General features: G+C 55.8%; 26 protein-coding genes, 1 tRNA gene and 1 riboswitch. Of the genes, 22 read left to right on the top strand and 5 right to left on the bottom strand.

Annotated elements, in window-relative coordinates; all coding sequences use genetic code 11:
- The first annotated feature begins 28 nt into the window (after nucleotides 1-28).
- From glmM to AS89_RS0106515, 5 genes are all read left to right on the top strand, one after another.
- A complete protein-coding gene (gene glmM / locus AS89_RS0106535) occupies nucleotides 29-1,375 on the top strand; it encodes a phosphoglucosamine mutase (RefSeq protein WP_010131662.1) in 1,347 nt (448 codons plus the stop codon).
- A gap of 138 nt (nucleotides 1,376-1,513) precedes the next feature.
- On the top strand, nucleotides 1,514-2,251 hold the full coding sequence (tpiA, locus tag AS89_RS0106530) for a triose-phosphate isomerase (RefSeq protein ID WP_010131661.1): 738 nt from the start codon (nucleotides 1,514-1,516) through the stop codon (nucleotides 2,249-2,251).
- Between the two features lie 56 nt (nucleotides 2,252-2,307).
- Nucleotides 2,308-2,736: a preprotein translocase subunit SecG gene (gene secG, locus AS89_RS0106525; RefSeq protein ID WP_010131659.1), complete on the top strand. Its 429-nt coding sequence runs from the start codon at nucleotides 2,308-2,310 to the stop codon at nucleotides 2,734-2,736.
- 34 nt (nucleotides 2,737-2,770) lie between these two features.
- Nucleotides 2,771-2,856 (top strand) — tRNA-Leu (locus tag AS89_RS0106520).
- Nucleotides 2,857-3,342: 486 nt separating this feature from the next.
- Nucleotides 3,343-4,497 carry a hypothetical protein gene (locus AS89_RS0106515; protein WP_010131658.1) on the top strand — a complete coding sequence of 385 codons (1,155 nt, stop codon included), beginning with the start codon at nucleotides 3,343-3,345 and terminating at the stop codon, nucleotides 4,495-4,497.
- Between the two features lie 110 nt (nucleotides 4,498-4,607).
- Here AS89_RS0106515 and AS89_RS19080 read toward each other — a convergent pair whose 3' ends face one another.
- The 4 genes from AS89_RS19080 to AS89_RS0106490 all read right to left on the bottom strand — a co-directional run bounded on the left by AS89_RS19080 (nucleotide 4,608) and on the right by AS89_RS0106490 (nucleotide 7,503).
- Nucleotides 4,608-4,727 carry a YebC/PmpR family DNA-binding transcriptional regulator gene (locus AS89_RS19080; RefSeq protein ID WP_010131657.1) on the bottom strand — a complete coding sequence of 40 codons (120 nt, stop codon included), beginning with the start codon at nucleotides 4,725-4,727 and terminating at the stop codon, nucleotides 4,608-4,610.
- Nucleotides 4,728-5,147: 420 nt separating this feature from the next.
- A complete protein-coding gene (locus AS89_RS17080) occupies nucleotides 5,148-5,678 on the bottom strand; it encodes a peptide-methionine (S)-S-oxide reductase (RefSeq protein WP_050901655.1) in 531 nt (176 codons plus the stop codon).
- 47 nt (nucleotides 5,679-5,725) lie between these two features.
- Complete coding sequence (locus AS89_RS0106495) at nucleotides 5,726-6,433, bottom strand: alpha/beta hydrolase (RefSeq protein ID WP_010131654.1); 708 nt, start codon at nucleotides 6,431-6,433, stop codon at nucleotides 5,726-5,728.
- 350 nt (nucleotides 6,434-6,783) lie between these two features.
- A complete protein-coding gene (locus tag AS89_RS0106490; RefSeq protein WP_010131653.1) occupies nucleotides 6,784-7,503 on the bottom strand; it encodes a YebC/PmpR family DNA-binding transcriptional regulator in 720 nt (239 codons plus the stop codon).
- 187 nt (nucleotides 7,504-7,690) lie between these two features.
- On the opposite strand from AS89_RS0106490, the gene AS89_RS0106485 reads away from it, so the two are divergent.
- From AS89_RS0106485 to AS89_RS0106405, 17 genes are all read left to right on the top strand, one after another.
- Complete coding sequence (locus tag AS89_RS0106485) at nucleotides 7,691-9,001, top strand: NCS2 family permease (protein ID WP_010131652.1); 1,311 nt, start codon at nucleotides 7,691-7,693, stop codon at nucleotides 8,999-9,001.
- Nucleotides 9,002-9,115: 114 nt separating this feature from the next.
- Entirely contained in the window at nucleotides 9,116-10,426 is a 1,311-nt protein-coding gene (locus AS89_RS0106480) for a glycerate kinase type-2 family protein (RefSeq protein ID WP_010131651.1), read from the top strand.
- 84 nt (nucleotides 10,427-10,510) lie between these two features.
- The gene (pyk, locus tag AS89_RS0106475; RefSeq protein ID WP_010131650.1) at nucleotides 10,511-11,986 is read left to right on the top strand and encodes a pyruvate kinase; all 1,476 of its coding nucleotides are present in this window, start codon (nucleotides 10,511-10,513) and stop codon (nucleotides 11,984-11,986) included.
- 166 nt (nucleotides 11,987-12,152) lie between these two features.
- A riboswitch (molybdenum cofactor riboswitch) is annotated at nucleotides 12,153-12,300 on the top strand.
- Nucleotides 12,285-13,268 (top strand): GTP 3',8-cyclase MoaA, encoded by a 984-nt coding sequence (gene moaA, locus AS89_RS0106470; protein ID WP_010131648.1) that lies wholly within the window; start codon nucleotides 12,285-12,287, stop codon nucleotides 13,266-13,268. Its footprint overlaps the riboswitch before it by 16 nt.
- A gap of 148 nt (nucleotides 13,269-13,416) precedes the next feature.
- The gene (moaB, locus tag AS89_RS0106465; protein WP_010131646.1) at nucleotides 13,417-13,932 is read left to right on the top strand and encodes a molybdenum cofactor biosynthesis protein B; all 516 of its coding nucleotides are present in this window, start codon (nucleotides 13,417-13,419) and stop codon (nucleotides 13,930-13,932) included.
- Between the two features lie 19 nt (nucleotides 13,933-13,951).
- Nucleotides 13,952-14,443, top strand: coding sequence for a cyclic pyranopterin monophosphate synthase MoaC (moaC, locus tag AS89_RS0106460; RefSeq protein ID WP_010131645.1), 492 nt, complete (start codon nucleotides 13,952-13,954; stop codon nucleotides 14,441-14,443).
- Nucleotides 14,440-14,688, top strand: a complete 249-nt coding sequence (gene moaD, locus AS89_RS0106455) for a molybdopterin converting factor subunit 1 (protein ID WP_010131644.1) — start codon at nucleotides 14,440-14,442, stop codon at nucleotides 14,686-14,688. The genes moaC and moaD overlap by 4 nt, the downstream gene beginning before the upstream one ends.
- Nucleotide 14,689: 1 nt before the next feature.
- Complete coding sequence (locus AS89_RS0106450; RefSeq protein WP_010131643.1) at nucleotides 14,690-15,169, top strand: molybdenum cofactor biosynthesis protein MoaE; 480 nt, start codon at nucleotides 14,690-14,692, stop codon at nucleotides 15,167-15,169.
- 369 nt (nucleotides 15,170-15,538) lie between these two features.
- On the top strand, nucleotides 15,539-16,057 hold the full coding sequence (locus tag AS89_RS0106445) for a hypothetical protein (RefSeq protein WP_010131642.1): 519 nt from the start codon (nucleotides 15,539-15,541) through the stop codon (nucleotides 16,055-16,057).
- 2 nt (nucleotides 16,058-16,059) lie between these two features.
- Nucleotides 16,060-18,159, top strand: a complete 2,100-nt coding sequence (locus AS89_RS0106440; protein WP_010131641.1) for a tetratricopeptide repeat protein — start codon at nucleotides 16,060-16,062, stop codon at nucleotides 18,157-18,159.
- The gene (locus tag AS89_RS0106435) at nucleotides 18,152-21,463 is read left to right on the top strand and encodes a tetratricopeptide repeat protein (RefSeq protein WP_010131640.1); all 3,312 of its coding nucleotides are present in this window, start codon (nucleotides 18,152-18,154) and stop codon (nucleotides 21,461-21,463) included. Before AS89_RS0106440 ends, AS89_RS0106435 begins: the two co-directional genes overlap by 8 nt.
- Nucleotides 21,463-22,068: a tetratricopeptide repeat protein gene (locus tag AS89_RS0106430; RefSeq protein WP_237709640.1), complete on the top strand. Its 606-nt coding sequence runs from the start codon at nucleotides 21,463-21,465 to the stop codon at nucleotides 22,066-22,068. Before AS89_RS0106435 ends, AS89_RS0106430 begins: the two co-directional genes overlap by 1 nt.
- A complete protein-coding gene (locus AS89_RS0106425; protein WP_010131637.1) occupies nucleotides 22,068-22,376 on the top strand; it encodes a hypothetical protein in 309 nt (102 codons plus the stop codon). The genes AS89_RS0106430 and AS89_RS0106425 overlap by 1 nt, the downstream gene beginning before the upstream one ends.
- Before the next feature lie 104 nt (nucleotides 22,377-22,480).
- Complete coding sequence (locus AS89_RS0106420; RefSeq protein ID WP_010131636.1) at nucleotides 22,481-23,257, top strand: MotA/TolQ/ExbB proton channel family protein; 777 nt, start codon at nucleotides 22,481-22,483, stop codon at nucleotides 23,255-23,257.
- Nucleotides 23,257-23,856, top strand: a complete 600-nt coding sequence (locus AS89_RS0106415) for an ExbD/TolR family protein (protein ID WP_010131635.1) — start codon at nucleotides 23,257-23,259, stop codon at nucleotides 23,854-23,856. The genes AS89_RS0106420 and AS89_RS0106415 overlap by 1 nt, the downstream gene beginning before the upstream one ends.
- Complete coding sequence (locus AS89_RS0106410) at nucleotides 23,853-24,428, top strand: ExbD/TolR family protein (protein WP_237709639.1); 576 nt, start codon at nucleotides 23,853-23,855, stop codon at nucleotides 24,426-24,428. Before AS89_RS0106415 ends, AS89_RS0106410 begins: the two co-directional genes overlap by 4 nt.
- Nucleotides 24,429-24,437: 9 nt before the next feature.
- Nucleotides 24,438-25,814 carry an AgmX/PglI C-terminal domain-containing protein gene (locus tag AS89_RS0106405; RefSeq protein WP_010131633.1) on the top strand — a complete coding sequence of 459 codons (1,377 nt, stop codon included), beginning with the start codon at nucleotides 24,438-24,440 and terminating at the stop codon, nucleotides 25,812-25,814.
- Between the two features lie 53 nt (nucleotides 25,815-25,867).
- Here AS89_RS0106405 and AS89_RS18765 read toward each other — a convergent pair whose 3' ends face one another.
- On the bottom strand, nucleotides 25,868-26,098 hold the full coding sequence (locus AS89_RS18765; protein WP_158217346.1) for a hypothetical protein: 231 nt from the start codon (nucleotides 26,096-26,098) through the stop codon (nucleotides 25,868-25,870).
- Between the last annotated feature and the right edge of the window lie 100 nt (nucleotides 26,099-26,198).

The raw sequence follows: 26,198 nt of genomic DNA, 5'->3' as shown, positions 1-26,198 counted from the left end.
GGGCGGTGAATGAAAAGCGAGTGATCAGATGACAAGAAAGTACTTTGGCACAGACGGTATCCGCGGCCAGGTCGGTAAGGGCCCCATCACTCCGGATTTCATGCTGCGTCTTGGCTACGCCGCCGGCAAGGTGCTGGGTGCAAACCGTGCAGGGAAAGGGCGCAGCCGCATCCTGATCGGCAAAGACACCCGCGTGTCGGGCTATATGTTTGAGGCCGCGCTGGAAGCGGGCCTGATCAATGCCGGCGTCGACGTCGGCCTGCTTGGCCCCATGCCCACCCCGGCGATTGCCTATCTCACGCGTACCTTTCATGCCCAGGCCGGCATCGTGATCAGTGCCTCGCACAACCCGTATCAAGATAATGGCATCAAGTTCTTCAGCGGCGACGGCAGCAAGCTGCCTGATGAGGTTGAAGCGGAAATCGAAGCGGCGCTGGATTTGCCCATGGAGACCGCCGCGGACCTGGGGAAGGCCTGGCGGATTGATGATGCCGTGGGCCGCTATATCGAGTTCTGCAAGGCGAGTACCCCCTGGCGCTACTCTCTGCAGGGCCTGAGTATTGTTCTCGATTGCTCCAACGGTGCCACCTACCACATTGCACCCAAGGTCTTTAGTGAGTTGGGCGCGGAAGTGCACGCAATCGGTGTGCAGCCGGACGGCCTGAATATCAACCTGGATTGCGGTTCCACCAAGCCGGAGAAGCTGCAACAGGCGGTGGTAGAGCGCGGTGCGGACCTGGGTATCGCCTTTGATGGCGATGGCGACCGGGTGATGTTTGTGGATAAGAATGGCAAGCTGATCGATGGCGACCAGTTGCTGTTCCTGATCGCCATTCATCGCCAGCAGTTCCTAGGTGGCTGCAGTGGTGTGGTGGGTACGCAAATGAGTAACTACGGCTTCGAACTGGCCCTGAAAGAGCGTGCCATACCCTTCGCGCGTGCCAAGGTCGGCGACCGCTACGTACTGGAGATGATGTACCAGAATGGCTGGACCCTGGGCGGCGAGTCCTCCGGACACATTGTCTGCACCGATGTGACTACCACCGGTGACGGCATTATTTCCGCACTGCAGGTATTGCGTGCGGTCAGTGACTTCGGCGAGTCTCTCGACCAGCTGAGCGAGAAAATGGACATGTTGCCCCAGCATATGATCAATGTGCGCCTCGCCAGCCGCGACGGTGTACTGGAGCATGCTGACGTGCAGGCTGCCGTGGTCCAGGCTGAGTCCACCCTGGCGGATAGCGGCCGCGTGCTGTTGCGCCCATCTGGCACCGAGCCATTGATCCGGGTAATGGTTGAGGGTAAGGACGGGCCGCTCGTTGAACAATTAGCGGCGGACATCGCCCAGGTGGTGGAGCGCGTGGGCAACGCCTGAAAGCGGTCCGGCGCCTTGGCCGTGGGGCAAGTGCGTCCAAAGTGTCGGAAGCCATTGAAAAATCAATAAATATCCGAAAACGCTGGTTGTATGTTACCGGCAATACCGCTAAGATTTGCGCCCCTTGGAGGAGCACCCATGCGTAAAACACTGGTTGCCGCCAACTGGAAATTGCACGGCAGCAAGACGTTTGCCGAGCAACTGTTGGCCGAGCTGAACAGCGGACTTGAGTCCGGCAAATGCTCCGCGCAGGTAGTGATTTGCCCACCATACCCCTATCTGGGCTTGGTCGGACAGATCGCCAGCGGTCTCGCCCTTGGGGCGCAGAACCTCAGCGAACAAGCTTCTGGTGCATTCACCGGCGAAGTCTCCGCTGAGATGCTGAAAGACATCGGTGCCGATTACGTCATCGTCGGTCATTCAGAGCGCAGAAGCCTGTACGGTGAAACCAGCGCATTGGTTGCGGAGAAGTTCGCCGCGGCCAAGGCTTCAGACATCGTCCCCATGCTGTGTGTGGGGGAGTCGCTGGAAGAGCGTGAATCTGGCAAGGCCCTGGAAGTGGTTGCCGCACAGATTCAAGCCGTGGTTGACCTTGGCCTGCCAGATACCTGGCAAAATGCAGTCATCGCCTATGAGCCTGTGTGGGCGATTGGCACCGGTAAAACGGCGACCCCGGAACAGGCGCAGGAAGTGCATCGCTTTATCCGCGAACAGCTGGGTGAAGCCGGAGAGCAGGTACAGATTCTCTACGGCGGTAGCGTAAAATCCGGTAACGCCGCAGAGCTGTTTGCTAAGCCCGACATTGACGGTGCCTTGGTAGGCGGGGCCTCATTAAAGGCCGAAGAATTTATTCAGATTTGCCGCGCCGCCGATTGAGCGCAGCAAAGAAATTTTGAGCAAGGGCAAATGCCCGACAGCAGGTTTTCTGGACAATGGAAAAACTGGTTTTAATCGTACACATCCTCACCGCGCTGAGCATTATCGCGCTGATTTTGCTGCAGCAGGGCAAGGGTGCAGAAGCGGGTGCATCTTTCGGTGCCGGCGCTTCGCAAACTGTATTCGGCAGCCAGGGCAGCGGAAATTTCTTTTCCCGCTTGACTGCAATTATGGCGACGGTATTCTTCGTCACCAGCTTTGGCCTGGCCTACCTCGCCAGCGTCAACAAAGCACCGGACATCGACGGTCTGCCGCAGGTACCTGCAGCAGTTGAGTCCCGCGAACAGCAGGACGACGTTCCGGCGGTCATCGAGAGCGACATCCCTGAAGTTCAGGAAGCTGCTCCGGCCGACGAACTGCCCTCCGCAGAAGAAGCCCCGCAGGCTGAACTGCCGGAAGCAGACACTGAGGAACAGCCTCAGTAAGCCGCAAGGCGAAATCAAAAACTGTAAAGTTTTTGCCCAGGTGGTGGAATTGGTAGACACGCTATCTTGAGGGGGTAGTGAGCTATGCTCGTGCGGGTTCAAGTCCCGCCCTGGGCACCATCTTAAAGTAGACGCTCTGAGAGAGCCTTACAGGCTGTATCAGGAGCGTTTTCAGACACCCCCAAGGGAAACCTTGGGGGTGTCTTCGTTTTTAGGCCCTGAAAGTGCGACACTTCACTGGGTATTAAATGCAGTTTTCAATGTCGGACCATGGCGGCCCTTGGTCGAAAAATTAGGGGCATGCAGCAGCTTGGGCGGTTGCAAGATTCTGAGTCCCCCCCCCCCCTCGGCTGAGCTTAGTGAGCCGCTTGATGAGTTAGATACAAATGTGCCTAAATTTGTGTCTGGGCTTAGTAGGTCACCACCATTGAGCGCCTGCAGCTCCGTAGGCAAAGTATTAAGTTTAGTGTTCCTCGGCGGCCAGGGAATTGATAGTCAGTTGACCGGTCGGCGCAATGTGTCTACTGCTTATTTTTTCAGCGTGCTAATGTAGCTTTCTGTAAAACAATACAAAAAATAAACTCAGCTTGAAGTGAGGAAGTTGCGGTGAAGATTTTTATCCATGCAGGGACATTCAAAACAGGTAGCTCAGCACTCCAGGATTCCCTGTACAAACAAAGAGAAAAACTATTAGAAAATAGGGTGTTATTTCCGTTAGCGGGGATATCAAAAAATGGTGAATCTATTGGTTATCGGCATAGTAGATTTGTCTATGAACATGGTAAAGCTTCCTATCAAAAATTGCTTTCTGACCTCAAAAGTGAAATCGAAGTTCACAGGCCGGAAAAGCTGATTCTTTCAAGCGAAGCTTGGTCAAGGCCAGGAGCCGCAGTTAAGCTTTTCGATCTTATCAGTCATCTTCAACCTTACTCCACTGAAGAAATCTCAGTGATTTTTGTTGTGCGTAATGTTTTTGACTATGCAGTCAGTCATTACCGGGAATTTGTAAGGCGTTGGGGGTGGTCCACGGAGTTTCACGAATACTTAACAAAACGATTTGCATTTTTTGATTACAACAAGCTTTTTAAGCCTTTTCTTGAAAAAGGTATCAAGGTTGAGTTTCTGAACTACTCACAAAGTGTTACTCAAAAAATCATTGAGACAATGGGGCTTGAATGCCTTCTGGTGGTTGAATCAGCAGACCGAAAAAATGTGGGCCTTAGCGCTCCAGACATTGAAATATACCGAATCATCAACAGTACCAGTAGCGCGAGGGTTCGGAATGCGGTGCCAAGTTTTCAAGAACTCCTGGAAAAAATGGGCCTGTCTGCTGAGCATTCTAAGTATATCGAAGGCCCTCCACCGTTTGAGTTTAGGGATAGATTTGATGAAAAATATCAGCAGACATTTGCCGAGCTCACAGGCTTACCTAGCCATCTTCTGGACTACGACCGCTCTAGGTTTCGAGAGCCGGGCATTATTTGGCTAAGTAAAGTGAAGCCGATTATCAGCCACTATTTTGATGAGGGACCATTATCTGGGCGCTGTGATGCTGACTCTTCTCAATCGAGGTATGAGTGCCTCGAGGTGGAAAACCGAGAGCTTAAGAGAAGCCTGGATGGAAAAGAAAAAGTGCTTGCCAAACTTGAGTTAAAAGTCAGCGATCTCGAGAGGCGCTATCCTTCAGCGCGAATGAAAGCCGCGATTCGTGGTTTACGAGGTGCCGTCAACCGTTTGATCCGCAAAGTCACGACAGTGTAGTGGTCAACTCTGTTTGGCCACTGAGCTCCGAAAGTGCTGGCCCAAGTTCCGGAATTTGGACCAGCACCCTATAGAAAGACTCATTCGGGGCGCTACACGTTCTCCATGTTTTAATAAACCGCCTGAACATCCTCCACATCCTCAAGCATATTCAAAAACATCTCAAGCAACGCCACATCATCCCCTGTCATCTCGGTGTAGGTCTGCGGTACAAACTGAATCTCGTCCACGTTAAACTCAATCTCACCAAAGGCTTAAATTGACGCCTGTTTGGCTTTGAAGTACTCGGACTACGGTGCCAATGCGGAGAGCTTGCCGTCTTCGTTATCGTGCTGAAGACGAGAATTGCTGTCTAGAGGTCGGCTTGGCCAAGTTAGATCGAGATATCGATGTGCCATGTACGAACACGAGGACCCTGTTTGAGTTCATCGTTTATGGGCTTAGGTATGTTTTTCCTGCAAAGCCCGGTGCCTTGACTAGGGGGATCGTTACTGCCTTTGCCGCTCCTATCCTGCGCGAAAAGCTGATGGGCGCCGGAGAATACAAACCGGTATGGCCCGATGCCCGTGGCAACACTAAGGGGCTCGCAGTTGAACCTCTGTTTAAAACAGTCCAGAAGCCCCGCCTTGCGGGCCTTTTGTGTCTCTGGCTCAGCCAGATTCCTTCCGGTTTTTAAGCCCATCCTTGAACTTATTCTGGAGTAACTGAAGCTTCGGCTCGATATACCTCTGGCAATAAGGCCGCTCCGGGTCAGTGGAATAATAATTAACATGCCGTGGGTCTGAACAGCGAAATGCGCGGTAGGGCAATACCTGGATAATCAGCGGATCGGCGAAATCATCTTGCAATACGTGCAGAGCCTTTTGGGCTGATTCCTGTTGTTGTTCGCTAAAAAAATAAATCGCACTGCGGTAATTTTTACGCAATGAATGAGTCGCGGTAGCACTGTGTGTATACAGGTGCACCTCAATGAGAGTTTCGAGAGAAATTTCTTTGGGGTTGAAATGTACGATCACAGCCTCTGAATAGTCTGTATTCGGAGGCTGTGATGCAATGTAGCCCTGGTCGACGCGCTCAACACCACGCAACTGCTGAAATACGGCCTCTGTACACCAGTGGCAACCACCTCCCAACCCAATACGCGGCAGGGCGCATGTATCGGGTGAGTGGGGTGTATTCATACATCTATGCGTTTAAAGCAGGCGCTGCAGCGCTCAAGTGGATGGAATTAGTCTAGTAGTGAAACCTGCTTGCCGGCAGTGTATTTTTGCAGGCCAAAGTGGCCGTAGGTGTAGGTGAAGCTCGCCGCTTCTCCGCTAATTTGGCTGGAGTGTTTACCGTAAACCAGGCAAGTGCCTGTCACGCAGACAATCTGGTCGGCATAGCTCTTGATTGAGTAAACGCGATTGCCAATTTTCTTGCCATACAGCCAATCAAGGAACGGACTGGATATGGACAACCCATTGATGCCGCAGGTGCTTGTGGCGACATTGAAGGGATATGCCCCACAGGACCAAAGTCCGCGATAGGCGCCGGCAATTCCCACGAAGGCATCAACGTTGGCTGTTTCGCCCTCTTCAATAATCACTTTGGCGGCCAGTGTGACCCCCATTGAATGGCCAATGACATCAATTTTGCCGCTGCAAGAGTTGTTGATGGCCGAGAGGATGGCATCGCGCACCGGTATTTCCTCAATACCGCTGTGATTGTTACACGCTGCGCAGGTTTTGGAACCCCAGTTGGGGCGATAGATCTGATTGGATTGATAGCCGTTACTGCGCAGCTCGTTATAGGTGTTGCTCCAGTCAGAGGGGCTTCCGGCATTGCCGTGCACCAGGACTACATTGTCGATACATTGTGCAATAACGGAGTGGCTGAATACGCTGAGCACAGCAAGGCACAGCGCGCCCAGGGTTGAGCGAACGAGAGACTTCATGGTTTTTCCTCTTATTTTTTTAATGGAATAAGAGACGAGAAGCGGGACGTTAATGAAGTGATAGGAAGGAAAGACACGCGCCATCGCCAAGTGTGTGCCACTACAGACCTCCGGCTTTATTCATCCCGGTTTTCGTCTCAGCTTCGAAGCTAGATACCCAAGCCTTACGGATCTATGCGACCAAGGTAGGAAAAGGCGGGGAATTCTCTATGTTTGGCTGTGTACTATTTGGCTGTGTTGTAGATAGTGCTTATTGGTGTCAGCGAGTAAGAATGGAGCGGAGGGGATGGGAGGCAAGAGCCGGGAGTTCGCGAGGCAAACGCTACCGGCTCTTCGGGCATTGCGTGGAATCAGGGGTTCTCGACGTTGTGGTACACCGCCTGCACATCCTCCAAGTCTTCCAGCATGTTGATAAACTTCTCAAACAGCGCCACATCGTCACCGCTGATCTGGGTATAGGTCTGCGGCACAAACTGGATTTCATCCACGTCAAAGTCGATCTCACCAAAGGCTTCGATCAATGCCTGCTTGGCCTTGAAGTACTCGGACTGCGGGGCGAATACGGAAAGCTTCCCGTCTTCGTTTTCGATATCGGTAACGTCCACATCCCCTTCCATCAGGGCTTCCAATACCGCTTCTTCGTCGTCGTGCTTGAAGACGAGAATTGCCAGATGGTCGAAGCTGTGGCTGACGGAGCCCTCGGTACCGATCTTGGTTTTGGTTTTGGTAAACGCCTGGCGCACATCACCGAAGGTGCGGTTGGGGTTGTCGGTCAGACACTCAATGATCGCCATACAGCCGCCGGGGCCAAACCCTTCGTAGCGGGCGCGGGAGAAGTCCTCGCCGGCGCCGCCCTTGGCCTTGTCGATGGCTTTGTCAATAACGTGGGTCGGCACCTGCTCTTTCTTGGCGCGGTCGATCAGGCTGCGCAGCGCCAGGTTACCGTTGGGGTCGACGCCGCCAGACTTTGCAGTCACGTAGATCTCGCGGCCGTAACGGCTGTAGATCCTGGCTTTCATGTTCGAGGTCTTGGCCATCGACTCTTTGCGGTTCTGATAGGCTCTGCCCATGGGTATAGCTCCGGTATCGCGGGATAGTCGTAATTGGGAAAGGGCGACAATTTTACTGGCCGGCAGGGCCAATGAGAAGTCACGCGGGTTGCCGAGGCCGGTTCCGCTGGGCGCAGGGCTATTCGTTGTCCACACTGTTTAGGGGGCAAGCCCCTCCAGTCTATCAATCCACAGGTCGGAGAGGACGGTGCAGCAGTCGTCAAACAAACTGATGGAGCGCCTGTTTGCGCTGCGGGCGCACGGCACCACTGTACGTGGTGAGCTGCTCGCTGGCCTCACCACCTTTGTCACCATGGCCTATGTGGTTTTCGTGACGCCTAATATGCTCTCTGGCACCGGTATGGAGCCCGGCGCGGTGTTCGTGGCGACCTGTCTCGGCAGTGCCGTAGCCTGCTTTCTGATGGGCTTTTATGCCAACTGGCCGGTTGGGTTGGCACCGGGCATCGGCCTGACCGCCTTCTTCGCCTATACGGTGGTGGGCGAGATGGGGTACAGCTGGCAGATAGCGCTGGGGGCGGTGTTTATTGCCGGCGTGCTGTTTGTGGCCATGAGCCTGTCGCGGGTGCGTGAGTGGATCATGAACAGCATCCCCATGTGCCTGCGCTACTCCATGGGCGCAGGGGTTGGGCTGTTTCTTGGGCTGATCGGGCTCAAGTCCGCGGGCATTGTGGTACCCAGTGACGCGACACTGCTGTCACTAGGCTCCCTCCGCGAACCGCAGGCCATGCTCGGCATCCTGTGTTTTCTACTGATAGCGGTACTGAGCTTTTGGCGCGTGTTCGGGGCGATCCTGATCAGTATCCTGCTGGTGACTGGTGCCGGCTTGGCCCTGGGGCTGGTGGAGTATGGTGGCCTGGTCTCCAGGCCGCCGAGTCTAGCGCCCACCTGGATGGCGGTGGATATCCGCGGTGCACTGGATCTCAGTATGGTGAGCGTGATCCTCGCGTTCTTGTTTATCAATATTTTCGATACCGCCGGTACCCTGATGGGGGTTGCTCACCGTGCCAAGCTGATTGAGCCGGATGGCAGTATCGAGAAGCTTCCCCAGGCCCTGAAGGCCGACAGCACCTCCAGTGTGCTGGGTGCCTTCGTGGGTTGCCCGCCGGTAACCAGCTTTGTGGAGAGTGCCGCGGGTGTGGCTGCCGGAGGGCGCACCGGGCTCACCGCGGTGACAGTCGGTGGGTTATTTCTACTCTGCGTATTCTTTGCACCGCTGGCAGGGATGATTCCGGCTTACGCCACTGCTGGCGCACTGATCTATGTGGCGATGTTGATGATGGGCGGCATGTCGCATATCGACTGGGAAGATCTCACCGATGCGATTCCCGCAGTGGTTACCATGATCATGATGCCGCTGACATTCTCCATTGCCAATGGCATCGCGCTCGGGTTTCTAACTTACACCGCGCTCAAATTATTTACCGGCCAGCATCGCCAGATTTCATTAAGCCTGTATATTCTGAGTGCGATTTTCCTCGCTAAATTCGCCTTCCTTTAGCCCGGCGAGGGAATACACCGGGCGAGCTTGAGGGCGTATTTGCCGGGAAGAGAATAAAAGCGGAACCGTTCTTGCAGAGTTAACTTACCGCTGCACTGCTAAGGGAGAAACCACTTGTCACCACTGCCGCCCGTCCGTCCTGAAATGCCTCCCGCGAGCCATAGCCAGTGGCTGCGTGACCTCGCGCAGCGCGCTGTTGCCGCGGTACACCCCGACAACCTATTTTCGAATGCGCTCCCGGCACCCGGGCGCAAGACGCTGGTCGTGGGTGCAGGGAAGGCCAGTGCCGCAATGGCCGCGGCGTTGGAGCGCGCGTGGCAGCGGCAGTATCCGGAGGCGGATATCTCGGGGGTTGTCGTAACCCGCTACGAGCATGGTGCGCAGTGCGAGAAGATCGAGGTATTGGAAGCGGCGCACCCCATGCCGGATAACCTGGGAGAGCAGGCGGCCAAGCGGATGCTTGCCTCCGTCGAAGCGCTGGGGGAAGAGGACCTGGTGCTGGCGCTGGTCTCCGGCGGTGGCTCTGCATTGATGAGCCTGCCGGCGCCGGGGCTTACCTTGCAACAGAAGCAATCCATCAATAAGGCACTGTTACGCAGCGGCGCGCCGATTCGTGAGATCAATACCGTGCGCCGTCACCTGTCGGCGATCAAGGGCGGGCGCCTCGCTGTCGCTGCGCATCCTGCACGGGTAGTGACCTACCTGGTTTCCGATGTCCCGGGGGATGACCCTACGCTGATTGCCTCCGGGCCCACCTTGCCGGATACCACCACCGCCGCCGACGCCCTGGAAATCCTGCAGCGCTATGAGATAAAGCTCGAGCCCGAGGTGCGGGCACATCTTAAGGCAGCAGAGAAATCCCCGCGCCCCGATGATGTGGACTTTGCCCGCGACCAGTCCGTGATGCTTGCCAAGGCCGCCGACGCGCTGGCAGCGGCGCACGACGCGGCACTGGCTGCGGGTATCGAGGTGCGTGTGTTGGGCGATGACCTTGAAGGGGAAGCGCGGGAGCTGGGTGCCGAGCATGCGGCGTTGGCGCTCGGTTTGCAGGAGGAACTCCGCCAACCGTTGCTGATCTTATCCGGTGGCGAAACCAGCGTCACGGTGACCGGCAACGGTCGCGGCGGGCGCAATGTGGAGTATTTGCTGGGGCTCTTCGATGGATTACAAGGGGCACCGGGTATCTATGGTCTTGCCATCGACACCGATGGTATTGACGGTTCCGAGGACAACGCCGGTGCATCGTTTGCGCCAGATGACTGGGCGAAAATGCAGTCGCAAGGCCTGCAACCGGCAAGCTATCAAGCCGACAACGATGCGTACAGTTTCTTCGCAGAGCTGGGCAATCTGATTGTGACCGGGCCAACCCGTACCAATGTTAATGATTTCCGCGCAATTCTGGTGCTGCCAACTGTGGATAACTAGAAAGCCAGGCCCGCCGGGACAGGATTGCTGGCTAAGCTGAGTCTATAGACCCGGACTCGGTCGCAAGTTGCCAGAGAAACTTCCATGCCCCATATCCCCACGGTCCAACCGGCCACCTCACCCTTCCGGCGCACCAAGATCGTTGCCACCCTGGGGCCGGCCAGCGACAAGCCCGGTGTGCTGGAAAAGTTGATTGCAGCCGGGGTCGACGTGGTGCGCCTCAACTTCTCTCACGGCACCGCCGACGATCACCGCCGTCGTCTCAAGCAAGTGCGCGAGATCGCCGAACACCAGGGCAAGACCGTGGCGGCGCTGGGCGACCTGCAGGGGCCGAAAATCCGTATTGCCCGTTTTCGCGAAAACCATGTCATCTTGCATGAAGGCGAACGCTTTCTGCTGGATATGGAGCTCGAGGCCGACGCCGGTGATGAGAAGCGCGTCGGTTGCGATTACAAAGCGCTGGTCAGCGATGTGACGGTAGGGGACGTGCTGCTGCTGGACGACGGCCGGGTAATCCTGAATGTGGAGCAGGTGACCGAGCGCCACGTGCTGACCACAGTAGTGGTCGGCGGCAGCCTGTCCAATAACAAGGGCATCAACAAGCAGGGCGGCGGCTTGTCAGCCGCAGCCCTCACCGACAAAGACAAGCAGGACCTCAAAACCGCCATCGACATTGGTGTTGATTACCTGGCGGTATCCTTCCCGCGCAGCGCTGAAGACATGAAGGAAGCCCGGGCACTGCTGGGGGAAGAGGGCAAGCATATTGGGTTGGTGGCCAAGGTCGAGCGGGCCGAGGCCGTGGCGGATCACGACACCCTGGACGACATCATCCGTGCTTCCGAAGCGGTGATGGTGGCGCGCGGCGACCTGGGGGTGGAAATTGGTGATGCCGCGTTGATCGGGGTGCAAAAACGCATGATCAAGCGCGCCCGCCAGCTCAATCGAGCGGTGATTACCGCCACCCAGATGATGGAAACCATGATCACCGCGCCGCTGCCCACCCGGGCGGAGGTCTTCGACGTGGCCAACGCGGTACTCGATGGCACCGACGCAGTGATGCTCTCGGCCGAAACCGCCGCCGGTGGCTTTCCCGTGGAAGCAGTGGAAGCCATGCACCGCCTGTGCCTGGGGGCGGAACGAGAGCGTTCGGCCCAGGAGTCCGGTCACCGTATGCATCAGGGATTCACCCGCATCGACGAGACCATCTCCCTCTCTGCCATGTACGCTGCCAACCATCTGGAACGAGTCACCGCCATCGCCTGTATGACCCAGACCGGCTACACGGCGCTTATTGCCTCGCGTATTCGCTCCGGCCTGCCCATTGTGGGCCTTGCCCACGAGCCTGTCGCCCAGCGGCGCATGGCACTGTATCGCGGGGTAATCTCCGTACTATTTGTACCCGGCGACGACGAGGGCGACCGCGAACTCAACCAGCGCGCTTTGGATACCCTGCGGGCCCGCGGTATCGTCGATGAAGGAGACCGGGTGATCCTGATTCGTGGTGATCTGATGCAGTCCCACGGCGGTACCAATACCCTGAAGATCCTCGACGTCGGTTAATTCAGTACGGCGCAAGATTGGCGGTGAAATTGCATTTACACGGGCGGATGTGGTTAGAATACGGACGGTAGCGCTGAAACTACCGGTGATTTGAAGCTAATCTTGAACGAGGACTGTGCTGCAGATGGCCTGAACCGGGCCTCGATTTAAACACTGTCTAAACGAACGACATAAACAACACCGAGCCTGCATTCCTAAGTCATTGATCGTTATCGATACGGGATGTTGGCCGCGAGCGGCAACGCCGCCCGCCAGGGTCGCAAGGGAAACCGAACGGCCTCCCGCATTTGGAAAGGTGATGAAAGAAAACCGCGTATTGGAAGACGGCCATGGCCGTCGTTTCTACTATCTGCGCCTGTCGGTGACAGATGTCTGCAACTTCCGTTGCGACTACTGCCTGCCCGACGGCTACCAGGCCAGCCCCAAGCAGCCCGATCTCAGTGTCGCGGAAGCCACCACCGTCATGCGCGCCTTCGCCCAGCTCGGCACCAGAAAGGTGCGCCTGACCGGCGGCGAGCCCTCTCTGCGCAAGGACCTCCCGCAACTGATTCAGGCGGCAAAAGCCACCCCTGGTATCCGCCGCGTCGCCCTTACCAGCAACGGCTACAAGTTGCCTTCTGCCATCGACACCTGGCACCACGCGGGCCTCGACCAGCTCAATATCAGTATCGACAGTCTGGACCCCAGTGAATTTGCCCACATAACCGGCCACGACTGCCTGCCCAAAATTCTCACCGGCATCGACCGCGCACTGGAATTGGGCGTGCAAACCAAGGTTAACGCCGTGCTGCTCAGCGACGGTGCGCATGACAGACTCAAGCAGTTTTTGGCCTGGCTCAAAACAACCCCAGTCACCCTCCGCTTTATCGAATTGATGCAAACCGGCGATAACCGCGACTACTTCGCCAGCAACCACCTGCGCGGTGCGGAAATCGAGCAGCTTTTGATCGAAACCGGTTGGCAATTACTCCCCCGCGCCATCGATGCCGGCCCCGCCCGTGAATACGTCCACCCCAACTACGCCGGCCGCATCGGCTTGATTACGCCCTACAGCAAAGATTTCTGTAGCAGCTGTAACCGCCTGCGCATTTCCGCCCAGGGCAAATTGCATTTGTGTTTGTTTTCCGATGCCGGAATCGACCTGCGCCATGCGATTCGCGATGGGGATGCCAATGCGCTGGCGGAAAGCGTAAGAACCATGATCGGCAATAAAGAAGTCAGCCACTACTTGCAGCAAGGCAATACGGGAGGAACAGAAAACCTCTCGATAATTGGTGGCTAAGCCAAAAATTTAACGCTTACGAAGTAATAAGTCGGAAGCGAAGCGGGTGCGCTAGCGCGCCAGCGCCACAAACCAACAACAAAGTACCCAACATCAAAGTACCCAACATCAAAGTACCCAACATCAAAGGCAGCGACGGAGCACAAAAATGTCCCACGCCCCATTAGACCCAAATCAAAAACTGAATATCGCCGTTCTCACCGTTTCTGACACCCGAACCGAAGAAAACGATACCTCTGGTAATTATCTGGTAGAGGCTCTGCGGGCAGACGGTCACAACCTCGCCGTCAAAGCTATCGTTATCGATGATAAATACTTGCTGCGTGCGCAAGTCTCCGCCTGGATCGCCGACCCAGAAGTACAAGTGATTATTTCCACCGGCGGCACCGGCTTCGCCGGCCGCGATTCTACCCCCGAAGCTCTCGCCCCATTGTTCGATAAACACATCGACGGCTTCGGCGAAATGTTCCGCTCCATCAGTTATGAAGAAATTGGCTCCTCCACCATTCAGTCCCGTGCACTGGCCGGAATCGCCAACCGCACCCTGATCGCCTGCCTGCCAGGTTCCACCGGTGCGTGCAAAACCGGCTGGACCAAACTGCTGCAGGAACAGCTCACCGCAAGCCACAAGCCGTGCAACTTCGTCGGTTACCTATCCAAATAATTCACAGGCCGCCCCAGAAATGACCCTGACACACCTCAACCAGCAAGGCGAAGCCAGCATGGTGGATGTCACCGACAAAGACATCACCGACCGCTCCGCCCGCGCCGTCTCTGCCGTCGCCATGTCCGCGGAAGCCTTCGCGCAACTGCAGGCGGGCAACAACAAAAAAGGCGATGTGCTGGCTACCGCCCGCATCGCCGGCATCCAGGCCGCCAAAAAAACTGCCGACCTGATCCCGCTGTGCCACCCGCTGGCACTGACCAAGGTAAAGGTGGACTTCGCACTGGATGAAGCGAACTCCACCGTGAACATCGTCAGTTTCTGTCGCCTCGCCGGCCGCACCGGCGTGGAGATGGAAGCACTGACCGCTGCCAGTGTGGCCGCGCTGACCATTTACGATATGTGCAAAGCCGTCGACCCGGCCATGGTGATCGGGCCGACCCAGCTGCAGGAAAAGATCGGTGGCAAGCGCGGGCAATGGACGTCGGAAGCCGCGGAGGAAAAGTCGTGATCAAGGTACTGTTTTTTGCCAGCCTGCGTGAGCAGTTAGGTTGCGAAGGTCTGCAAGCAGAAGCGGCAGGTATTACCGATATTGCAGGCCTGCGCACTCGCCTCGCCGCCAAGGGCAGAGAGTGGCGGGCGGCATTGGCCAGTGACCAGCTGCAGGTGGCGTTAAACCAGAAACTGTCGAGTATGGACGCCGCGGTCAAAGATGGCGACGAGGTTGCTTTCTTCCCGCCGGTGACAGGAGGCTGACGTGCCGCTGGAAATTTCTATTTCCGTGCAGGCGGAAGGGTTCGACCCGGGAGTGGAGTACAACCTGTTACGCAGCGAAAACTATGTGGATGGCGCCACGGCGATGTTCGTGGGTAACGTGCGCGATTTTTCCCCGGCAGAGTCGGGTGAGCAGCACTCGGTCGCGGTGCTTGAGCTGGAGCACTACCCCGGGATGGCAGAGGCTGCCCTGACCGATATTGCCCGTCAGGCCGCGCAGCGCTGGCCGCTTGGGCGTGTACGTATTATCCACCGCTTTGGCCCGCTCGCCGCCGGTGATGAGATCGTGTTCGTGGGGGCAACTTCCGCTCACCGCCAGGCAGCACTGGATGCCTGCGCGTTTATCATGGATTTCCTGAAAAGCCGGGCGCCCTTCTGGAAAAGGGAGTTCGCCAAAGGCGCCGACAAGGGCGACTGGGTGCAAGCGCGCAACAGTGATGAAGACGCATTGAAGAAATGGTGAATTGCCCAGTTTGGTGTGTAAGTGTTTGCACACTTCGCAGGCCTCACTTTTCATTGCTTTAACAATTTTGAGACCCAAAAATATGACCTCGTTCCGCGCTTAGCGGCGAAATTGTGATCTGGTGCCTGAGGAGGCCTCGCTTGAGGCTCGTGATACCTGTCACAAAATCGAGCTTTTTTCTCTTGTCCTTTGAATTTTAAGAAAAAAATCTTATCCCACTCTCTGCGCGAGTTTTGAAACGCCTCACATATCCCATCCGGTTGCTTGCAATACAATCCCCTGCCTAAGAATGCATATTCGACCACGGTAAGAAAAATGACGGTCGGGTCTGCAGCCAATAAAAAAGGTTGGGTTTGAGGTAAAAGGGATATGTACAGAATTCTGATGGCTGCCGTTTTGCTGATGTGGGCGGTAATGACCAATGCTCAGGGAGCCAACCAGGTAAGTCGCGAAGAGATCCGTGGCCTCGACGAGCAGATCCAGGATGTTAAGAAAGATGTAATCAGCCTTACATCGGAGCTGAACCGCCTGGAAGAGAAGTTGCTGTTCCCCTCCAACACTCAGGTCGCCCTGTTTGTTTCCCTGCCCAACAGTGCGGAATTCAGCCTCGAGTCTGTCGAGGTGAAGCTGAACAACCAAGTGGTCGCCCACCACCTCTATACCTACCGCGAAATTGAAGCTCTGCAGCTCGGTGGAGTGCAGCGCATCCATACCGCCAATGTGCAGACCGGCGCGCACCCGCTGGAAGTGACTTATTTCGGCAAGTCCAAGTCCGGCAAAGAGTACCGTGCGACAGCAAATTACAGTGTGGAAAAAGCGGTGGGTCCCAAGTTCGTTGAGATCCAGATTGCCGGCAACCAGTCCGCCATCAACTTCAAGGACTGGTAAGCATGATCACCCGTCTGGCCAGCGTGATTGCTGGCGCAGCCTTGACTGCGCTATGCGTCGTACCTGCGCAGGCGAAAGCGCCTGTGGATCCGTCTGCCCTGCATACGGACCAGCTGCGCGACCTGTTTTTTGGTGAGGCGCTGTTCCAGGCCCACCAGGATCGGTACTTTGATGCCATTACCGGCCTCGATACCGAGCTGGACCAGTTCCGTCTGCTGGACGACCCCGAGCTAGACCCATTCAGTCTGCACTTTGGCCAGGCTGCCTTCGCGGTCGGTGACCTTGAACTCTCTTACCGTATGCACCGGGAAGCCGGCCGCGCCATGGAGCAGGTGCTCAAGGGCGATGTCCCCCAGCCGATCAAAAATGAAGCTGCCTACCGCCTCGCCAAAATCCATTACCACAAGCAGCAGTTTGCCAATGCGCTGCATGCCCTGGAGCTGATTGAGGGCCGCGTGCCCGAGCGCGTAAGGGCGGAAGAGCTGTTTTTGCGTGCCCGCGTGTACATGCAGCTGGGCCGCTTTGAGGAAGCGATCGCGCTGTTAAAAGGGCTGAAAGGCGAAAAATCCCTTGCCGGCTTTGTGGAGTACAACCTTGGTATTGCACTGCTGAAAGCCGGTGAGACCGAAAAGGGTGTGCTTGCGCTGGATAGCCTGGGGCGCAATGCCGGTAGCAGCGACACCATGCGTGCACTGCAGGATAAAACCAACCTGTTGCTGGGCTTCCAATTGATGGAAGCACAAGAATTCGAGCGCGCGCGCACCTACTTTGACCGCGTACAGTTAAGTGGCCCCTTCTCCAATCAGGCGTTGCTGGGTGCCGGGTGGGTTGAGGCCAACGCGGGTCGTTACGACCGCGCACTGGTCCCCTGGCAGTTGCTGACCCAGCGTACACCAACCAATGCATCGGTGCAGGAAGCGATGCTCGCCGTGCCCTACAGTTACGGCAAGCTCGAGGTACACAGTACCGCGGCGGTGAATTACGGTCAGGCGTTGGACCTGTTTGGTAATCAGGTGGATGTGCTGACCCAGTCCATCAACAGTATTCGCGAAGGTAAATTGCTTGAAGCACTGCGGCGCAAAGAAGCCAGCCAGGTAAAGAACTGGGTGGTGGAGTTGCGCAACCTGCCGGACGCGCCGGAAACGCATTATCTGCTGGAGCTGATGGCATCCAATGACTATCAGGAATTCCTGCGTAACTACCAGGATCTGAATGACCTGAAAGAGCGGAACGAAGATTGGTTGCAGAGCCTGGCTGCGTTTGACGAAATCATTGCGCTCCGCCGCAGCTATTATGAACCCATATTGCCCCCGCTCGATGTGCAGTTCCGCCAAATCGATGCGCGTATCAAAATGCGTTTGGAGCAGCGTCAGCGTCTAGCTGCACGCATCGATAACCTGCTGGTAAATCGCCGCCCGGAGCTGTTGGCGAACAGCGATGAAACAGAATCACGTCTGGTTCTTCAGCAGATCCGCGAGATCCTCGACTACAACCCCACCCTGAAAAGCGAAGAAACTGAAGCGCGTATTGCCCGCCTTGAAGGTGTGCTCAAATTCCGCCTGTCCCGTGAATTTGATGATCGCCTGACCGAAGCCTTCAAGCGCTTGCAAGAGCTGGATGAGGTGATTGCCACTTTGCAGGAAACTTATCAGCGCTATGTGCGCAGCCGCCAGGCAGCGACCCACAGCTATGAGGGGTATAGCGATCAGATCATCAGTTTGCGCGCGGGACTAAATCGCGCACAGAAGCGTATCGATCAGCTGATGGCGCGCCAGGGGCGCATGCTTGAGCAGCTGGCGATCAACGAGTTGGACCAACGCCGTGCACAGCTTGAGAGTTATCAGATCAAGGCCCGCTTTGCCCTGGCGGATAGCTATGACCGCGCAAATGAACTGCAGGAACAGCGCGCGGATGCCCGCAAAGTCGAAGAGTACCAGCAGCAGGTTGAGCAAATGAAACAGGAGCCGCCTGCGACGCCAATCTCCGCGGACGCGGATGGTGAAGCCCTGCCTGTGGATAACCCACCGGAACTGCAAGCTCCCCAATCGCAGAGTGAAGCGATGGACGGGGTGGAAGAGGTAGACGGAGCTGGCGATGAATAATTCCGGAGTGCTGAAGAAGGCCGTGGCATCGCAGTACCGAAGCCTGGGGTTGGTTACCGCCGTCTCTGCCGCATTGCTATTGAGCGCATGCGCAAGTAACAGCGGCCAAACCATTGGTAGCTTACAAAAAGTCGAAATTGAGATACGTGAAACCCAGATCGATGGCAGCCTGGAAAAGGCGCTGGCGAGCTACCAGAAGTATCTGCAGGAGACCCCGGAAACAGCGTTGACGCCTGAGGCTATCCGTCGTATTGCCGACCTGAAAATCAAGCAGGCGCACCGTGCGGAAGAGGGAATACTGCCGAGTAGTACTGAAACGCGGATCCTGTCTGAAGGTGAAGTTGCCGCGGCTAATCAGCTTGCGAATACCAAGGCGGCAACCGCCAGCGCTGAACTTGATGCGCCGCAGCTTGCCAGCGTGCCGGCGGACTCTGAGCGCGCGCAAGTCGATCTGGCGAACGTCACCCGTGGTACTGACGAGAAGCAAAGTGAATTCGAGGCACGTGCCAGTGGCTCCGTGGACATGAGCGGGCTGGCAAGCAACGCCGAGGTGTCCGTGCCGGGTGATGAGGCAGACGCACTGCTTGCCGCCAATGCCCGCGAAGCGATTGCCCTGTACCAAAAATTGTTGGTGCAGTACCCGCTATATGAGCGCAATGATCAGGTGATGTACCAGCTATCCCGGGCGTATGAAGAGACGGGCGAAGTGGAAGAGGCGGTTGCCATCCTGCTAAAGCTTGTGGCCAAGTACCCCGCCTCGCGCCATCTTGATGAAGCCTATTTTCGCTTGGGAGAGTACTACTTTACACGCAAAAAATACCTCGATGCGGAAGAGTCCTATGGCCGTGTGATTGCAATGGGTGAGGTGTCGAGCTTTTACGAGCTGGCCATGTACAAACGCGGTTGGGCATTGTTCAAGCAAGATATGTACGAGATGGCGCTCGACGATTTCGTTGGCATGCTCGACTACAAAGTCGCGGAGGGCTATGACTTTGAGCAATCCACCAACGAAACCGAGCGGAAGCATATCGAAGATACCTTCCGTGTGATCAGCCTGAGTTTTTCCTATCTCGGGGGTGCGGATTCCATCGTCGATTACTTCTCGCGCAAGGGGGCGCGGGATTACGAGTCCTACGTCTACAGCCATCTGGGCGAGTACTACCTGGATAAGCGACGCTATCAGGACGCCTCCAAATCTTACGATACCTTTGTTGAGCGCAACCCGTTGCACAAGGTTGCGCCGGACTTTTCCATTCGCGTAATTGAGATTTACCAGAAGGGTGGATTCCCTCGTCTGGTGTTGGAGGCGAAGAAAGATTTTGCCAATACCTATGCGCTGGATGCCCAGTACTGGACCGTGTTTGAAATCCAGGAATATGCGGTGGTGCTGGAGTTCCTGCAAACCAACCTGATTGACCTGGCGAGCCACTATCATGCGGCTTACCAGAATGTGAAACCGAAAGACAAAGAGTTTGCCAAGAAACGCGACGAAAATTATCTTGAGGCGATTCACTGGTATCGCCGCTACCTTGCATCCTTTGCCGACAAGCCCAAAGCACCGGAGATCAATTACCAGCTGGCCGGCCTGATGCTGGAGAACAAGGACTTCCTCAATGCGGCGCGAGAATATGAGCGCACTGCATACGATTACACCGGACATACGGTCAATGAGAACGCCAGTGAGGCAGGCTATGCCGCGGTGTTTGCTTACCGTGAGCACCTCAAAAACGATCTCGGCAGGGCCAGCAATGCGGACAAGATTGCGCTGCAGAAAGAAATTATTCGCTCTTCTCTGACCTTCTCCGAAACCTTCCCGCAGCACGCCAAGGCACCGCAAATTCTGCTCGGTGCGGTGGATGACCTGTACAAGCTGAAGAGCTTCCCGGAAGCGATTCAGAATGGACGCCTGCTGCTGGAGAAATTCCCCGCAGCGGGACAGCCGATCAAGCGCTCTGCCTGGTTGCTGGTCGCCCACGCGTCTTTCGACACCGAATTGTATGCGGATGCAGAAGCAGGCTACCTGCAAGCGCTGCAGCTCACTGCCGTCGATGCGAAAGACCGTTTGGACCTGCTAGAGAATCTGGCCGGATCCATTTATCAGCAGGGTGACCAGGCGCGCAAAGCGGAAGATCACCTGGCTGCAGCGGAACATTTCCTACGTATCCGCGGTGCCGCGCCGACTGCCTCGATTTTGGCTACGGCCGAATATGATGCAGCAGCCTCCCTGATCCAGTTGCAGAACTGGGGCCGCGCGGCTGAAGTGCTGCAGGCGTTCCGTGGCAACCACCCACAGCATGAGTTGCAGAAAGAAGTGACCAAAAAGCTGGCAGTGGTTTATCAGGAAAGTGGCCAGTTATTGCTCGCCGGTGCCGAATTTGAGCGCATCGAGCGCGAGTCTGACGACGAAGATGTGCGCCGTGAAGCGCTTTCCCAGGCCGCAAGCCTGTACAGTGCGGCCAAGAGTTACGACAAGGCTCTGGCAGTGCTCAACCGCTACGTGAAGCTCTTCCCGAGACCCATGGAACCGGCGCTGGAAACACGCCAGAAAATTGCAGATATCTATCTCAATAGTGGCAACCAGAAGGCGTATTTCAACACGTTGGATGACATAGTACGGATTGAGTTGCGCGGTGGTAACGAGCGCAACGATCGCACTCGTTACCTGGGCGGTAGCGCCGCGTTGAAACTGGCCGAACCAAAGTTTGATTCCTTCGCGGAAATTGATCTCGTTGCTCCCCTTGAGCGCAACCTCAACACCAAGCGTACCCGTATGCAGGCAGCGACCAGGGCATTCAGCGATTTGATTGATTATCAGGTGGCTGATGTTACCGCTGCAGCGACGTTCTATCTGGGGGAGATCTACCTGCATTTCAGTAGATCCCTGAAGGATTCCGAGCGGCCAACTAACTTGAATGCGATGGAACTCGAGGAGTACGAGTTGGCGCTGGAAGAGCAGATCTATCCGTTCGAAGAGCGCGCGATCTCGGTACATGAGAAAAATATCGACCTGATGGCCGCCGGTATTTACAACAGCTGGGTAGCGAAGAGTATCGATCAGCTGGCCGGCTTGGTGCCGGCCAGATACGACCGCCCGGAAGAGGCAGGTAGAATCGTCAGGACCATCGTTCCCCAGCTTGAAACAGTGCCACAGCCTGAAACGCTGCCACAGCCTGAAAAAGTGCTGCAGTCGGAAACAGAAAATTCGGCGACCGCAGTGATAAATGGTACGGCGGACGTCCAAGAGCCTGTCACAGAAACGGACGCGATTATCGCGGATAATTCGACTCAGGAGGGCCAGGGCTGATGAGTAAGCCGTTGCCGACGCGGATGATGCGACTAGGGAAATTGAGCTCGATTTCTGCATTGCTGCTGTTGCTTACTGCATGCGCCAGTGGCCCCCAGACCTCAAGCAGCCCGGTAGACCCGATGAATGTGAAGGTGTCTGGTAGCGTCAATCGTGACTTCACCCAGGCTGTCACCTACCTCGAAGGGGAGCGCTATCCAGAAGCGATCGAACTGTTACAGAGTGTGGTCGAGCGCGAGCAACGACTCTCAGCACCCTACGTCAATCTCGGTATTGCCTACTACCGTACCGGTGATGAAAAGAATGCGGAAGAGTCATTTCTTGAAGCTCTGCGCGCTGCGCCACTTGATCCGATAGCGAGCAATGAACTGGGCGTTCTCTATCGCCGCCAAGGGCGGTTCGACGAGGCGAAAGATACCTACATGAAGTCTTTACAGTTGCACCCGGGTACCCCGTCACTCATCAAGAATCTCGGTATCCTTTGTGATCTATATCTTCAGGATGCCGGTTGTGCGCTCGCCCAGTTTGAACAGTATTTAAAAGTTCGACCGGATGATGCCAAAGTCTCTATCTGGGTAACCGACCTCAAGCGGAGAGTGAACTGATGGACAGAGTTTTGCGTCCACTTGCGGTACTTTTTCTGTTGTCAATGAGCGTTGCCGTGTCGGCACAGGAAGAAGGCGAAAGCGGTGAATCTAAAGTCGATAATGAGGTAAAGGAGCTTTCCGGTATTTCCATTATCGGTAACAAAGAAGCCCCAAAATCTCTCTACATCGTGCCTTGGAAAAGCTCCGAGGTGGGTGTGGAAAGTGGCTTGAACTCCAGTCTGCTCGACCCGAGGTTGCAGCCATTGGACAAAGAAGTATTTTCGCGCGAGCTTGAGTTCTACCAACTCAGTCTCCCGGAAGATTAATTCCATATTTATTTTTACAGTTAACTTACTAGTGGCCCTACTGGCCAGAACGAGGCAAAGCGGCGCAACCGCGGACCCGAGAAAGAAAACCAAGAGGAAAAGTGATGGATTTCTTTAACAGCGTAATCGCGTTTTTTCAGACTGGTGGTGCATTCATGTATCCCATTCTGGTGGTGTTCGCGCTCGGCGCCGCAGTGGCTATCGAACGTTACATTCGTCTGCTTTACGAGCGCCGCACGAATCGCGCAGCCTGGGAGAAGCTTCAGCCGGTGTTGAAAACTGGCGATTTCGACCGCGCCCGTAACCTGGTTAAAGATGACAACACCGGTGTAGGCCGTTTGCTTGCCATGGGGCTTGAGCGCCAGGGTGCGGTTCGTCGTCGCGAGGATATCGAAATCGCGATGGAAGAAAGCATTATGGAGACTATTCCGCAGCTGGAAAAACGTACGCCTTATGTCGCGCTGGGTTCCAACATCGCCACGCTGCTCGGCCTCCTCGGTACCATTATGGGCTTGATTGAGGCATTTACCGCGGTAGCGAATGCCAACCCTGCGGAAAAAGCAGATTTGCTTTCGGCAAGTATTTCTGTGGCTATGAACACCACCGCTTTCGGTCTGATGGTGGGTATCGCGCTGCTGATCGTGCACGCGCTGCTGAACTCGCTGACCGGGCAGATCGTGGATAGTCTGGAAATGGTATCAGTTAAGGCCTTGAACATTATGTCTTCCGCAACTCGTCGTCGCAGTGATGCAGCCAAGGAAGAAAAGGCAGCAGCACCCGCAGATAAGCCCAAGAACCAAGACGTCGAACAAACCCGTCAGGCTCAAGCAAAGCCTGTCGCTAAAAAGACGGGTGAAACTTCCAGCGCGGAATCGGTGTAATGAGAAGCAGGCGTCACAGCAGAGCCAAAGAAGCGCCGGAGCTGGACATTACCGCCTTTCTGAACTTGATGGTGGTATTGGTACCGTTCCTGCTGGTATCCGCCGTGTTTTCCCGGGTTACGATCCTTGAGTTGAATATGCCAAGTGGCGCCGGAGGCGGCGCTGATGATCCCGGCGTATCTCTGGAAGTCGTGGTGCGCAAAGAGGTTTTGGAAGTTAGCGATGGCGACAAAGTGATCGCTCGTTTTCCAAACCTGAACCAGAGTGAAGAGCAAGTCGATGCAGTCACTACGGATGGAGCAGAGCAAGTTGCGGTCGATGAAAATGGTTTGCCCGTTATTCCGCCGACGGAAGAGGTCTACGACCTGGTCAAATTGCGCGAATACCTGCTGCGGATCAAAGAAAGCTACCCGGATAAAACCGATTCCACGCTATTGATGGAGCCCGACGTGGCCTATGAGCATCTGGTCGGCATTATGGATGCCGTGCGCAGCGCCGAAGTACTGCCGGTTCCGGAGGATGGCAGTGCACCCGACCCTGATGCCACGCCAGAAAGGATGGAACTGTTCCCCGATATTTCCCTGGGAGATGCGCCGTGAAACGTGAAAGTAGACGCATGAAGCGCATGGCGCGTAGCCGCAAGCGTAAAACACCGGGAATGAACCTGACTTCCTTAATGGATGTATTCACAATTTTGGTGTTCTTCCTGCTGACCAATAGCGCAAGTGACGAAGCCATTGAGGCGCCCAAGGTGATCACCCTGCCGGATTCGGTAGTGGAGTCCAAGCCACGTGAAACCGTCACCCTCATGGTTACCCATGATGAGGTGCTGATCGAAGCCAAGCCGGTCATGACTACTGAGGAGCTTTTCCAAAGTGACGAGCTGGTGGTTGAAGCAATCCAGCAGGCCATGATTCAGGAAGTCGGCAAGGCGATGAATATGGCGGACACGGAGCTGGAGGAAGCCAAGCTGGCGCTTGCCGAACGCGCGGCGGCGGGGGAAGACGTAACCGAAGAGGCGGCAGCACTGCTGGCAGAGCCGCCGGAAGTGAATATCCTCGCCGACCGTACTGTGCCGTTCAGCATCCTGAAAAAAGTTATGTCCAGCTGTACCAACGCCGGATACACGCGAATTTCCCTGGCGGTTATTCAAAAAGCATCTCAGAGTTAGTGAGCGTTTGTGAATAAATTTCATCAACAAAAACAGGCACTGGCCGCCAAGCAGGACGCGGTTCGCCAGCAGCTGGCTGTACTCGAGGAAGAGTGCGGGCAGGTTGATGGCAAGCTGGAGGCGCTGCACCGGGATGAAGCCAAGCATCAGCTGCTGGATGAGATTTCCGACCGCCTCGGCCAGCTGGAAGAAGCGGGTGCGGGAGATCTGTTCTGGGCAGAGCACTACAAACAGGATGCGTCCAAGGCGCTTATTCACCGCCTGCAGAAAACAGTCAGTATCTACCATGCGAATATTGACCTGCTGCATGAGCGGAAGAGCAAGCTCCAGGCGCAGATCGAGGATTGCCGTGATGAGCTTTTCGATCTGGATGCCGAATTCCGCGAGATCCGGCAGGCAGAGGAAGAGGTTCACTACGAATACGAAGTAACGCGCGAGCTGGGTACATCCGCGTTCCGCGACGGTACCATGCCGTGGAGCACCAACGGTGAGGATGAGCACCGCTTCCGCAAGAGCCTGCTTGCCTGTTTATTGCTGGCTTTCTTCCTCGGCTTTGGTGTGCATGTTTGGCAATTGCCCGAGCCTGACGAAGATGAAGTTGTCGAGGTACCCGAGCGTCTGGCCAAGCTGGTGTTGGAGAAAAAGAAGCCCAAACCCAAGCCAGAGCCAGTGGTGAAGAAGCCCGAGGAGAAGAAAAAAGAGCCCGAGAAGCCTAAGCAGCAAGTGGCGAAGGAAGAGCCCAAGCCGTCGAATGTCGAGAAGAAGCAGGTACGCAAGAAAGTGGAGCGTGCCGGTGTCTTGGCCTTCAAGGATAACTTCCAGGATCTTATCCAGGATGATCTCGATAATCGCCTGGGTAACCAGACTCAGCTCAGTACCGCAGGCAAGAAGGAAAATCGTAGTCAACGTTCACTGATTACCGCGGCTGCGAAATCCGGGTCTGACGGTATCAATACCGCGGCGCTCAGCCGGAATACCGGCGGCGTGGGTTCTGCGCTGGATGGGGTGAGTTTCTCCAGAGTGTCCAGTGGTATCGGTACTGAGGGCGACTTTGCCGGCGAAGAGCGTCCGCTCAGCGATGGTGTGGGACCATCCAGGACCGACGAAGAGATTCAGATCGTGTTTGACCGATACAAGTCTGCACTGTACCGGATCTACAATCGCGAGCTGCGGAATAATCCGGCGCTGCAGGGCAAGATGGTGTTGCGAATCACCATCCAGCCAGATGGCTCGGTGTCTCTGGCGGCGGTGGAGACCAGTGATATGGACTCCCCGGCACTGGATAGCAAGATTGTGGCACGGGTGAAGCGGTTTAACTTTGGTGAAAAGGCCGGTGTGCCGACCATCACTATTTTGTACCCGATCGACTTCCTGCCGGCTGCGTAACTTGCGGTCAAAAAACAACCGCTCGGACCTTTTCCGAGTGGTTGTTTTGTTTCTTAAGAAATTACCTGAGCTTTACTTGAGAACTGCTTGGCAAAGATAGAAAAAGCTCCCCTCTTACGCCGGCAATTTTGACTTGTTTCACGGCGGTGATCCTTCCCTTCCAATAAAGTTCCGCGACCGGCCCCTTCTCCGGTACTGCTGCCTGTGCGGCAGTTGGCAAACAATAAAACTGACTGGCAGCGGAAAGCGATGAAGTCTGAAGTAACAGGGCGAAAATCTTTCACTAGTGCACTGGCCGCGATGGTTGTCGCCGGTCTTGGCAGCATGTTTCATGCTCCGGATGCTGAGGCGGTATTGAATTGCTCTGTCGGTGGAGCGCTACCG

The organism is Microbulbifer agarilyticus S89 (genome assembly GCF_000220505.1).
GTDB classification, from domain to species: Bacteria; Pseudomonadota; Gammaproteobacteria; order Pseudomonadales; family Cellvibrionaceae; genus Microbulbifer; species Microbulbifer agarilyticus_B.
This window is presented reverse-complemented; position numbering and strand designations above follow the sequence as displayed.